The organism is Paenibacillus alba (assembly GCF_013204855.1).
Lineage (GTDB): Bacteria > Bacillota > Bacilli > Paenibacillales > NBRC-103111 > Paenibacillus_E > Paenibacillus_E alba.
Genome location: NZ_JABMKZ010000010.1, coordinates 114,169 through 127,847 on the forward strand (window position 1 = coordinate 114,169; position 13,679 = coordinate 127,847).

Consider the following 13,679-nt stretch of genomic DNA (forward strand, 5'->3'; position numbering starts at 1 on the left):
CGAACTATGTTGTATACTCAAATCATCCTGTTTTTTCTAGTTTAATCGAGAATCATTAGAGGACTTACGCTAAAATCATTATTAAATTATGAGTTTTCCTAACATTTAAAGCATTTTCCGGAGGTTTTTCATGTCATCGTCCTTGCGCTTTAAGCTTGTCACACTCCTCGTATTGATCACTTCCATCTCGATTGCTGTTGTGGGGATTACCAATTATGTGCTGTCCAGGAACAAATTAATTGATCAGTTAAAAGAACAATCCATATCCTCGGTGTCCAATTCTGCAAAAAACCTATATGATTTTCTCTCTATTCGGGTTGCCGAGGTTGAGCTTGTCAGTCGTGTAAGCGTCATGAAAAACGGAACGCAAAGCGAGCAGTTGAGCTACTTGACCCAAGAATTAGAAACAGGCGGAAATCGCTACTTTTCTATGGGCGTTGTCGATCTTAACGGCCAATTAGTGCTGACCACCGGAAAAACCTTAAATATTAGAAATGAAGAGAGGTTTCAAGATGCCCTTCAGGGAAAGACCTGCCTCTCCGACCCCTATTTCGGTAAAATAACAGGAAAGTATCTCATTTCGATCCTAACACCAGTTTTCGATGAAAATAATAAAGTAACAAGCTTTGTCCATTTTTCTCTGGATGCGCAGCAAGCTTTTCTTGAACATCTCCATACGCCTCTTGAGAAAGGTGAAATCATTATTGTAAATCACCAGGGACTTGTTTTATTCCATACCTTTACTAAGCAATTATTGGGCCTTAACATCTTCACAGAGTACCCTTCTTTGACCCCTATCTTTAAAACCGCGTTTCAGCAAGATGCCGGCTATATGGATGAATCTTACGATGGCGGTCAAAAAGCCCGTTGGTTTTATGCACGCGTACCGAAATTAGATTGGTATTTGGCTTATTCCATGCCTGTTTCAGACTTCGAGGCTCCTGCCAGCCCTTTGCTATGGTCAACAATCGGTTTGATCGTACTGGCTGCAGCGATTATTTTTCTGCTTATTTCCTTCACAGCGAATACGCTTATTATTAAGCGCATCAAGCAAATTCTGCATGTAACGGAATCTGTCGCAGCAGGTGATTTTTACATCAAGCCGCTAAGAATCAAGAGCAACGATGACTTGGGCGCTCTTGCCCATTCCATCAATGGCATGATTGAGAATTTAAGAGAGCTGTTCGAGCCGTTTGAAGCTTTTATTCAGCACAATAACTATGCCATGATTGTCACGGACCCTCAATTTACAATTAATCATATCAACAGCAGAGCCACAGAGCTCCTGGGCTATTCTTTGGCCGATGTTCATAAAGCTACTCCACTCTTGTGGTTGGATCAAGATCAACTGATCGAAAGAGCCGCTCAATACTCCTCTGAACTAGGAGAACATGTGCCGGCAGACTGCACCGCTCTTGTGATCCGAACCTTGCGCCATTTAAAGGAAGATATCGAATGGATCTGGCGCCACAAAGACGGCAGCCGAATTTTCGTGCAATTAAGTGTCAGCAGCATTACACATCCGAGTGGTGCTCTGAAAGGCTACGTTTTTATCGCTCGTGATATCAGTGATATCAAAGAAAGCAATGAAACCAAGGAGAGGCTGCTTACTATCGTAGAAAGTGCGAGAGATGCCATTATCTCTTTTGACCAAAACGGACATATCTTCTATATGAATCAGGCTGGCAGAAGCTCTATCGGCTTAGAAGAAGGGGATACGGCGCATAAGCATTTCAGGGACTTGATTGATATTATGAATAATATCGATTTCGATGAAGGGTTGGCAACCGCGATTCAAAAAGGCTTCTGGGAATGCGAAGCGGAGGTCATGACGAAGGAGCAGCGGCAAATTTTTGTTTCCATTATCATTGTGCCCCATTTCCCTGCCGAAAAGGGAGAGCTTTACTACTCGGCCATTACACGAGATATTACAGATCGGATTCAAGCCAAACAAGAGCTCATTCGAGCAAAGCAGGAAGCGGATGAAGCTAATCTGACCAAAGGGATATTCCTCGCTCGCATGAGCCACGAAATTCGCACGCCGCTCAATGGCATCGTCGGCTTATCGCACTTAATGGAGCGTACGACCATGTCCAAGCTTCAGCGCGACTATATGAGTAAAATAACGAGGTCTTCCCTAGCCCTTTCCCAAATTATTAATGACATCCTGGACTTCTCCAAGCTGGAGGTAGACAAGCTGGCGATCGTGCATCATTCGTTTCAATTGGATGAAACGATTGACCGTGTGTGCGAGACGCTAAGCGTGCTGCTGGGACATAAGCCTGTTGATTTCATATGTGACATCCAAGACGACGTGCCACTGGGGCTTATCGGAGATTCCCTTCGGCTGTATCAAGTACTTCTCAACCTTACGTCCAATGCCGTTAAATTTACCGATCAAGGAACAGTCACTCTGCGAGTTGAAGTCGAACAGCTCCACGAAGAAGATGTCCAAATCGGCTTCACGATCACAGATTCAGGCATAGGGATGAATGAAGAGCAGATTGGCAAGCTGTTCCAGCCTTTTGTCCAAGCAGACGATGTGACAAGCCGTAAATTCGGCGGGACGGGGCTTGGGCTGGTCATCTCCAAAAATATCATTGAGAATATGGGCGGCACGATTGCCGTATCCAGCCAACAAGTCGTAGGCAGCCAGTTCCGAATCAGCCTTCCTTTTGCATTCTGCCCAGAGCCTGCGAAGACACAGGTACTGCTCCCGCTCCGTGCTTTTGTCGTTGAAGATCATCCTGACCTGAATCGCGTCCTCGTTCAAACGCTGCAAGCGATGTGCACGGAAGTGGCAGGGGTTTATGCTTGGAAGGAAGCCCGGAGAGCTATCGAGGTCATTCCCATCGATTTGCTTCTTCTGGACATGGAAGCTGTTGACATGTATGGGGAGGACGTGTGGCTAGATATGCTGGCTGCCTGCAATCGCCAACAAATCAAAACCATTATTTATACAACCTTGCCTGGACGTGATGCCTTGGAGCAGCTTCCCGCGCAAGCCGTTCCTCATGCGATATTGGTTAAACCGATTTCAAGAAGTGTGCTTTATCAGACACTGCTGACACTTGCGGGCAATCTGACGGCTTCCGACCCAAGTTCGCAGGAGATCCCAATATCAACGGAAGCGCTCGCCTCAACACCCCGTGTTCTGCTCGTTGAAGATAATGAAATCAATCAAACCGTTGCCAGAACATTGCTGGAGAATATGAATTGTAATGTTCAAGTAGCCACTGGGGGCTACGAAGCCCTGCAAGATTTAGAAAACAGCTCTTTTGACTTGATTTTAATGGACATTCACATGCCCGGTTTCGATGGCATTGAAACAACGAAACGAATTCGACTCCAACCGAAGTGGAGACAGATCCCGATTATTGCGGTCACGGCGGATTCAACCTTAGAGAAACGGCTGGATTGTATCCGTGCAGGCATGAATGCCATTATCACTAAACCGATCATTCCCGATCGATTATTTGCTGTCGTTGAAGCGTCTCTAGAACAAAGCCGGAGGATGGCTGCACCTATTCTTCATACAGAAGAGGCATTGGCCCGGGTTGGTGGAAATACGGAGATATATAAGGGGATGCTGCGCAAATTTGTAGCTCAAACTGCTTCGGTCATCGAAGATTTAACCTATGCCATTCATCTCGGCAATGATGAGGAAGCGATAGGACTTCTACATGCTTTGCGCGGTTCGTCCAGCAATCTATCTGCCGCTCGCGTATTCGCCGCGGCTACTCTGCTTGAGGAAATGCTCAAACAAACGAATGAACCGGATGATATTCAAGCCCAGCAAATTGAGAATCAGCTGCAATCGTTGGCAATTGCCATGGAAGAGGTTTTGCCTATCATCCAAAATCTGCTGGTCGATTGAAAAATGTGCTGATTTATGTCACTATATGCATATGCTTTTCTTTTGTCAGAGCATGCAATTTATACGTATAGGTGGTTAATCATGACAGTACAAAGTGAAAGCGCTCCTTACCGCATTTTGTTGTATTATAAATTCGTTACCGTTATGGATCACGAAGCATTAGCCCGTGAACATTTGGCTTATTGTAAAAAGCTCGGCGTCAAAGGGCGTATTTTGTTTGCTCCTGAGGGTATTAACGGAACTTTATCCGGTACAGTTGAACAAACGGATGCTTACATGGCCATGATGCGGCAAATCCCTTTGTTTCAAGATATGGTCTACAAGATAGATGAGAATGATGGGCATGCTTTCAAAAAGCTGTTCGTCCGCCCCAAGAAAGAGCTCGTCACCTTCCGTTTGGAAGAAGATGTGAACCCCAACACATTGACAGGTACTCATCTGAAGCCTAAGGAATTTTATGAAAAGCTGAAGCAGGAAGATGTTATCGTACTTGATGGGCGCAATCACTATGAATTCGATATCGGGCATTTCCGCGGCGCTATTCGGCCAGAGGTCGAGACGACCAGAGAATTTCCTGAGTGGATTCGCAATAACCTGCAAGACTTCAAGGATAAACCGATTCTGACTTACTGCACAGGCGGTATCCGCTGCGAGAAGCTATCTGGATTCCTTATTCAGGAAGGCTTCAAAGACGTCTACCAACTCGATGGCGGTATTGTCACCTATGGGAAAGACGAAGAAGTGCAAGGCCGACTTTTCGATGGCAAATGCTACGTCTTCGACGAGCGAATTTCAGTCCCGATCAACCGGACTGAGGAAGATATTGTAGTTGGCAAGTGCTACCACTGTGGAACAGCGGAAGACCGCTACATTAACTGTGCCAACGATCTCTGCCATTTGAAGCACATCTGCTGCGAAGCTTGTGAAGAGGAGCATAACAGCTTCTGCTCCAAGGAATGCGAGGAGAAGACGCTTAGCTCGCTTGAGGCTTAATGGCTTTCTGAGCGAGAGTCTTTCATAATTAAATAACCATCCGCATATAACAAATTGCCGCTATCTGGCTAGAAGAGCCAGATAGCGGCAATTTTAATACGCGCTAGTTCGCAATTGCTTCGGTAATCGTATACACGCCATTGACAACGGTGTTGAACGTGTAGGCAACCTCATTGGTATGTCTCGTAGTGCCTTGCGTTGCAGGGACCGTATTGCCGTTTTTGTCTTTGACAACGATGCCATTCGCCCAAGGTGATACCAAGGTCACTGATTTACCAGCGTCACTGATGATTTCGGCTGACAGCACCTTTCCGTTTTTCAGTTCACTAGAAACACGGAATGCATTTTTCGCACGCAAGGTAACAAATTTGGCATCAACGTTTTTACTCCATGCCGGGAATAGACGCATCTCGAACGTTCCTCCAGAAATGTCATTTAATTCGTTCTGCAGCAGCATGCTGTTAACACTTTCAAGCGCACCGCTATTTTCATAAGAGGCTCCGCTGTCGTAGAACTTCTTGCTATTGTAGATCATGTTCAGCGTTCTATGGAGTGCATTGGTTAATTTATCCGCATCAACTCCTAATCTCGCGGCAATGGTATACGATTTGGAGAATCCATTGAGTGTCCCGCCATTGAAATGGGGATTAAAATAATCGCCATAATCGAAGGTATCCTTGGCAATTTGAAGAAGCGCAGGATCTGACCCTATGTTGATCAATTCACTCGGATGAACGGAACCTTCCATGACAACAGGCTGGTTGTTATTCGAGATCTGAGCTGCCCACGGTAAATCGTAGTATTTCACTTGAATGGGGTTGCTGCTCTCAACGCCGCCAACAAAAATCTCTTTGTTGTGGTTAAAACCAAGTGCGGCCAATTGACTTACGGTAGTCGGGTTGTTCGTGCTTGTCGGAATCGGAGCCAGATTGGCAAGTACCTCCTGGCATTTAGCAACCAAATCCGCATCTACATTTAATCGCTGCGCCATTTCCATATAATCTCTGAATGTTGATCGGATATAACCCATATCCATGGAAGCATTGACGTTCCATCCTCCTTCATTATTTGCGCTATTATATACCCAGTATTTACCGTCCTCTTTCTTGACTACAAAATCACAGTAAAATTGCACCACTTTTTTGATAGCGGGATAAATAAACCTCTTCAGATCTTCTTCATCCCTGTTGTACAGCCAATCCCATTCTAAGGCACGGGTGAACAAAGCGACGTTTGTCTTTTGGTCACTTGACAATTGAGGGATCTTTTCGCTTGCAATCGGGGCAGGATCCAACATTCCGTAGTAGGCCATTATTGGCAGCGTATGCCTGTCGGCTTGAGCACCCTGATACCCCCTATCCGCCGTTCTTTTTTGCTCAAAACTTAAAGAATTCACGAGATCCGCGTAATAGGGCTGAAGCATATCTGTGCGGTTACTGGAATGTACCCCGTAGAATGGCGCTTCATAGTTATAGTTCAAAACGGCATGACCATCGGCTGCTGAATTATCATTCGTATTGAATAAACCGTTCAAACCACCTACTACATTCGGCTGCTCGGCCCAATCCGGCGTTTGACGAATGGCGGAGCCCAGTATATAAAGCGTTGTGTAGTAGTAATTTTGTATGACCGGGTCGGCTAATTTCACATACGATTTCAACCAATAATTTTTCCACCAATTCAGATGATAAGCACGAGCTGTATCAATCGATGCTTCCGTTATAGCATTTAATTTCTGTACAGCGGTATTTTTCACAGTCGTTATATCTTTGGTAACGAGGATAGAACCAGTTCCTTGCGGCCCTTTCAATCCACTGTGCGTATACAACACGGTAGCAATTTTCGCCGTCTCTCCCGGATTCAGCGTTAACACAATGGTGTTGCCCGCTCCCATCTGATAGTTACCCGCGATCACTTTGGTTGCCGTTGCTCCCCGGAAAACAAATCCGCTTTCATTATCTCGCGTCAGCCAAATCGCATTTCCGTCGGTTCCGCCAGCATTCGTGACGCCGCTAGTTTCCGGGCTCGTCAATTGAATTTTGACTTTTTGCGGACCCGCAGCAGTGCTATCCAAGGTCACATTCGTAAACATGGTGTTCTGGTCATCCGCGACCCAAGTCTTGTAACTGACCAAATTACTGTTATACTCCATTTTGCTGCGGATTTCGGCATTCAAAATATCGCGTTCGTGCGAGAATCGTCCGTTATTCGTCTTAGGAGGATTGATTACATTGGCGCCGTTATTATACAAATCAATATCCGTAATACGCGCGGAGGTCATATCATTGGGGAAATGCAGCGTTGCATATTGGGGGTCTACAGGTGTCGTTGTGTACACCCTTAAGTATTTGGCGGTGATAGGCGCAGCAAAATCAAACGTATTGCTATAAACAGACGCATACACACTGCCGGTCACGCTCTTTATCGTCGTCCAACTGGTCCCATTATTTGATGTTTGGATATCATAGTCATAGAGGTTATACTTCGTTTCATCTGGAAAAAGTACACTATGATGCTTGATTACGATCTTGTTGAATGTAAATGGATCTCTTCCTTGAACACTGACCCATTTTGGCAAAGGACGCGGCAATCCGGTTGTTTGGGAAACTTTTTGCGTAAAAGATATCCACTCCGTGCCCTCATTCGAATCAAAGGCATAGGAGGGACTATAATTTTGCGGATTCGCCTCATTATCTCCAGAGGAATTAGAGGAGTCGAATGTAAATGGAGGTTTTGGACTCGGAGGCACTGGAACAATGGGGTCACCATTTGCAAATGTTAATCTGGCATTCATGATTTTTTTACCAGCCCAGGCATTGCCGCTGGCAAGGAAATAGCTTTGCTGATTTTTCAAGGCATCGGAGACGACACCGAAGGTTCCATTGCCCATCAGCATGCCCGAATTCATATATTTGTTGTTAATACCCGTGTCCACTTGAGTCGATTGTATAGCCGTAAGTCCGGACAAGAGTGTATTCAATTCAGGCCAATTGACTTCCGCTGATGCTGGAACGATACTCATCGTCGTTTCATTGCTTTCAGAAGGGAGAGCCACACTATTTCCGGCAAAATCAGCCTTAACCATATACGTACCGATGTCTATCGGAGGAGCACTTCTCCATGTTGCACCCAGCGTAAGCGCTTTATATTTGTAAATATAGGGCACCTGTATTGGATACGAAACAGCCCCTGTCATCGGAACATTCACTCCTGTATACGTGTAGGACTTGCTCTCCAGAGAAAGGTTGACGGTTGCTTTGGTTATCGTGAGAAGGGCGACATTGCTCACCGCGCTGTTATACGTCTCATTCCCTGCAAAAGTAGCCTTTACGTCATATTGGCCGATTTGGGATGGGGCAGTTGTCGTAAAAGCTTCTGTCACGCCATGCTTTTTATACAGATACGAATAGGGAACTTGGGTATAGTCAGCGCCTCCCTTGTAAGCGATTGGAGCGGTTGCGCCATCCGTATACCAGTTGATTGGATCGCCCGTGTAACCGACTGTCCGATTATTCAAGGTTATGACTGGATCCCTGTTATACAATGTACTCACGGCATCGCTGCTGCTGAAGAGCTCAATTTCAGCCAGACGAGCTTCCATACCGCCTGCTGCTTGTCCTAAAGATTGCTCCGGGGTGCCATATTCTACTTTAAAATAACGGGCGGTAACAGGCGCTGCAAGTGTACGCTGCGTGACATCATAGATGTTTTTATCCACCTGATCCACTTGAGTCCAGTTGACATCGTCCGTACTTACGCTCACTTTGAAGCTTAGAGGATTTAAGCCCTTGTCTCCAATTACCCCATTGTGGTGAAGCACATATTTGGAGATCGTCTTATCTGAGGGAAACTGAACTTTCAGCCAATGCGGCCTAACATTATGGTTAGAAGTCCAGGTAGAGATAGCGCCCGAGACGCTCCCATCTATCGTTCTGACGGCCTTCATGCCATTCCACTCACTGCTCGCCGTTACCACAACACCCGGCAACCTGGTCAATGATTGCTCATTCGGCGACGCAAATACGAAATTTGTTTGAAGAGATGAGAGCAAGCATGCTGCTACTCCACAGGCAATCAATTTCCTTACGGCCAGTTGGACGAATCGATTTGTTTTGATCACAGAATAGCCTCCTTTATTAAGGTGCCGCCGAGGTTCGCTTGAAAGCGCCTCAGCCCGTCAACGCCAAAGAAGCAATAAACATCAACACAACAGCCAAACTTCATTCGATACGACCATTTTCATCTTCGTATCCTGGATACCTAACCTCACCTCCTTCCAGCCTTCTGATGAATCTCATCTTGCCTTTTTTGCAAATCCGAATCTTGGGCAAAAACGCCTCCAAACCAAAAATAGAAGTAGGATGGAAGCGTCTTTTCCTTACATATTCATTACACGATTATGGTTTTTCTGTAATCGTGTATGTGCCATTGACAACGGTGTTGAATGTATATGCAACCTCATTGGTATGTCTCGTCGTGCCTTGCGTTGCAGGGACCGTATTACCGTTGTTGTCTTTGACAACGATACCGTTCGCCCACGGAGATACTAAAGTGACTGGTTTACCCGCTTCGCTGATAATTTCGGCTGACAGCACTTTCCCGTTTTTCAATTCGCTCGAAACCCGGAATGCGTTTTTCGCGCGCAAGGTGACGAATTTGGCATCGTAGTTTTTGCTCCACGCCGGGAATAGGCGCATTTCGAAGGTTCCGCCTTCCATATCGGTCAATTCATTCTGAAGCAGCATGCTGTTGACACTCTCCAGCGTACCGGTAGCTTCAAAATTTTCGCCTTCGTAGAAATTATTGCTATAGATATTCATGCTCAGGTTTCTATGGAGTATATCGGTTAACTGATCCGCTTTATATCCTAATCTTGCGGCAATCGTGTACGATTTAGGAAAACCATTGGCTGCGCCGCCATTCGTATGCGGATTTAAATAGTCGCCGTACTCGAAGGTATCCTTGGCAATCTGAAGCATGGCAGGGTCCGAACCGATATGGATCAGTTCACTCGGATGAACGGAGCCTTCCAGGACAACAGGCTGGTTGTTGCTCGAGATGTAAGATGCCCACGGCAAATCATATACTCTATCTTGAATCGCGTTATAGCTCTCAACGCCTCCCACAAAAATCTCCTTGTTGTTACTAAAGCCAAGCCCGGCTAATTTGCTAACGGTCGTCGGGTTGTTCGTACTTGTCGGAATCGGTGCCAAATTGGCAAGGATCTCCTGACATTTGGCGACCAGATCCGCATCGACATTTAAGCGCTGCGCCATTTCCATATAATCTCTGAATGTTGTTCGGATGTAGCCCATGTCCATGGAGGCATTAACGTTCCAACCCCCTTCGTTATTCGCACTATATTCAACCCAGTATTTACCATCTTCTTTTTTGACCACAAAATCAACGTAGAACTGTATGGTCTGTTTAATGGAAGGATAAATAAATCGTCTCAAATCTTCATCATTTCTGTTGTACTGCCAATCCCACAGCAATGCCCGCGTATAGAGAAGGACATTTGTTTTTTGGTCGCTGGACAGTCGGGGATTTTTTTCATTTGCAACCGGCACAGGATCCATCATTCCGTAGAAAGCCCTTAATTGTCTATGTTGTCTGCCGGTCTGAACGCCTTGATATCCTCTGTCAGCCGTTTCATGCTGCCAATAACTTAAACCATTCACAACATCTGCGTAATAAGGCTGAAGCATATCCGTCCGATTACTGGAATGCACACCATAGAACGGTGCTTCATAGTTATAGTTCAACACGGCATTGCCGTCGGCTGCTGCATTATCATTCGTCACGAACAGGCCGGTCAAACCTCCGACCACATTCGGCTGCTCGGCCCAATCAGGCGTTTGACGAATCCCACTGCCCAGAATATAAAGACTAGTGAAATAGTAATTTTGGATGACCGAGTCGGCTAATTTCACATACGACTTCAACCAATAACTTTTCCACCAGTTCAGGTGAAAGGAACGGGCTGTATTGATCGATGCTTCCGTTACGGCATTTAACTTCTGTACAGCGATATTTTTCACGGTCGTGATATCTTTGGTGACGAAGATCGTGTTGGTTCCTTCAGGTTGTTTCAGTCCGCTGTGCGTATACAACACGGTAGCGATTTTCGCCGTCTCGCCGGGATTTAGGGTCAAGACAATGGTGTTGTTCGCTCCCATCTGATAGTTGCCCTGGATCACTTTGGTTGCTGTTGCTCCCCGGAAAACAAATCCCGATTCGTCGTGTCTGGTCAACCATATGGCATTGCCGTCGGTTCCCGCTGTATTGGTCACTCCGGCAAGTACCGGACTCGTCAATTGGATATTCACTTTTTGTGGACCGGTAGATGAGCTGTCCAACGTAACATTCGTAAACATCGCATTCTGGTCGTCTGCCGTCCAGGTCTGGTAGCTGACCAAATTGCTGTTATACTTCATTTTGCTGCGGATTTCGGCATTCAACATATCGCGTTCGTGTGAGAAGCTTCCGTCATTCACTTTGGGCGGATTAATCACATTGGTGCCGTTGTTATACAAATTAATATCTGTAATGCGCGCGGAAGTCATATCTTTGGGGAAATGCAGCGTTTCATATAGCGGATTCACAGGTGTCGTTGTGTACACCCTCAAGTATTTGGCGGTAATCGGCGAAGCAAAATCAAACGTATTCGAATAGACAGACGAATATACACTGCCAGTGACACTTTTAATCGTGGTCCAAGCTGTTCCATTATTGGAAGTTTGAATATCATAATTATAGAGATTGTACTTCGCCTCATCAGGAAAAAGCAGACTATGATGTTTGATTTCGATCTTGTTGAAAGTAAACGGCTGGCTTCCTTGAACACTGACCCACTTCTCCAGAGGACGGGGCACTCCGGTTGTTTGCGACACTTTTTGTGTCGTAGAAAGCCATTCCGTACGCTCATTCGAATCAAATGCATTGCCTACCGCTCGGTTATAGATTTCCTCTGGTGGTTCACTAGGCGAAGAGCTTGAAGAATTAAATGTAAACAAATTTTGAGACGGAGGTGATGGAACTGGCACAATGGGATCTCCGTTTGCAAAAGTCAACTGAGCATTCACAAGTTTTGAACTTCCGAAAGCATCCCCGCTGGAAAGGAAATAACTTTGTTGATTTTTCTTGGCATCGGAGATAACGCCGAACGTTCCATTGCCCATTAGCATGCTCGCAGCCAAATACTTACCGCCTTTAATGTTAATGCTGTTATCTTCAACAGTTTGTTTTTCCGTCAGTCCTGAAAGGAGCGTACTCAGTTCCGACCAATTGGTTTGCGCAGAGGCCGGAAGGATCGTCAGCGTCGTTTCATTGCTCTCAGCAGGCAAAGCTACATCACTTCCCGCAAATACCGCTTTGACCATATAGGTTCCTACATCAGTTGGAGCTGAATTTCTCCATGTCGCACCCGGTGTAAGCGCTTTGTATTTGTAAATATAAGGAACCTTGATGGGATATACCACGGTCCCTACCATCGGAACATTTCTTCCTGTATACGTAAAGGATTGACTATCAAGGGAGAGTTGAATGGCTGCTTTGGTGATAGAAAGGAGGGCAACATTGCTCTCAGCGCTGTTATACGTGTCATTCCCAGCAAATTTAGCCTTGACCTCATACTGTCCGATTTGGGAGGGAGGTGCTTCTGTGAAAGCTTCGGTCACGCCATGCCGCTTGTACATATAGGTAAACGGAATTTGTGTGTAATCGGCATTTTCGCTCTTGTACGCAATTGGAGTGGTTGCTCCGTTTGTGTACCAATTGACTGGATCGCCTGTGTAGCCGAGTGTTCGATCATTTAACGTAATGACCGGATTCCTGTTGTATAAATTGCTCACAGCATCGCTGCCGCTAAACAGCTCAACTTCGGCCAGACGAGCTTCCATACTACCCGCAGATTGTCCTAGTGGTTGCTCCGGGGTGACATATTCCACTTTAAAATAACGGGCCGTAACAGGCGCTGCCAACGTACGCTGCGTGACATCGTAGATGTTGCCCTCCACCTGATCCACCTGAGTCCAGTTGACATTGTCCGTGCTTACACTTACGTTGAAGCTCCAACCATTTAAACTCTTATTTCCAAAAACCCCATTGTGGTGAAGGACATATTTGGATATCGTTTTGTCGGATGGAAGCTGAATCTTCAGCCAATGCGGACTTACATTATGATTGGATGTCCAGGTATAGGCATCTCCAGAAACGTTTCCGTCTATCGTTCTAATTGCTTTCATGCCATTAAACTCGCTGCTCGCTGTTACAACAACACCCGGCAATTTGGTCAATGATTGCTCGTTTGGCGCTGCTAAGACGAAATTTGTTTGAAGAGAAACGAACACGCTTGCCGCCAATAGACCAGCAACTGTTTTCCTGAAAGCGAGTTTCGCAATACGATGACTGTTGAACATAAAAAACCTCCTGTTTTGGGTCTGCTGAAGTCGACTTCTAGCCCATACACAACCTGCAGAAAGAAGCACTAACCTTTAGTGCATTGTAGTAGCTAGCCTATAATTACTTTTACAATAGATGCATTATCACTCCTCCACGGGGGTCTGCTAACTGCTAACATGCACTCACCTCCAATTCTTATTTCCCAAGCAATCAGCGTTTACAAATTCAATATAATCAAGTAATCTAGCGCACGTATACTGCTCATTTTTTATCTGAAACCGTCGATATTCTGTACTTTTTATTGAAAACCATCAAGATAAAAACAAGCATTTGAATAATAGTATAAATGTGGTAATTTTCAATTCTTAAATTAAGAAATGACGAAGGTAATACTACCCCCGCCACT

At 45.6% G+C, this 13,679-nt stretch carries 4 protein-coding genes; 2 read left to right on the top strand and 2 right to left on the bottom strand.

Annotation, left to right across the window (positions count from 1 at the left end; genetic code table 11):
- Nucleotides 1-130: 130 nt before the first annotated feature.
- Together HQN90_RS15285 and trhO are read left to right on the top strand one after the other, a co-directional pair.
- Nucleotides 131-3,877 (top strand): response regulator, encoded by a 3,747-nt coding sequence (locus HQN90_RS15285; protein WP_173220101.1) that lies wholly within the window; start codon nt 131-133, stop codon nt 3,875-3,877.
- A gap of 81 nt (nt 3,878-3,958) precedes the next feature.
- A complete protein-coding gene (gene trhO, locus HQN90_RS15290) occupies nt 3,959-4,870 on the top strand; it encodes an oxygen-dependent tRNA uridine(34) hydroxylase TrhO (protein WP_173220105.1) in 912 nt (303 codons plus the stop codon).
- 103 nt (nt 4,871-4,973) lie between these two features.
- Here trhO and HQN90_RS15295 read toward each other — a convergent pair whose 3' ends face one another.
- Nucleotides 4,974-8,990 (bottom strand): discoidin domain-containing protein, encoded by a 4,017-nt coding sequence (locus tag HQN90_RS15295; protein WP_173220108.1) that lies wholly within the window; start codon nt 8,988-8,990, stop codon nt 4,974-4,976.
- A 277-nt stretch (nt 8,991-9,267) separates the two neighbouring features.
- On the bottom strand, nt 9,268-13,290 hold the full coding sequence (locus HQN90_RS15300; protein ID WP_173220111.1) for a discoidin domain-containing protein: 4,023 nt from the start codon (nt 13,288-13,290) through the stop codon (nt 9,268-9,270).
- Between the last annotated feature and the right edge of the window lie 389 nt (nt 13,291-13,679).

Coding starts and splice junctions, on each gene's coding strand:
- HQN90_RS15300 (WP_173220111.1), bottom strand. CDS start 13,290: ATGTTCAACAGTCATCGTATTGCGAAACTCGCTTTCAGGAAAACAGTT.
- HQN90_RS15285 (WP_173220101.1), top strand. CDS start 131: ATGTCATCGTCCTTGCGCTTTAAGCTTGTCACACTCCTCGTATTGATC.
- trhO (WP_173220105.1), top strand. CDS start 3,959: ATGACAGTACAAAGTGAAAGCGCTCCTTACCGCATTTTGTTGTATTAT.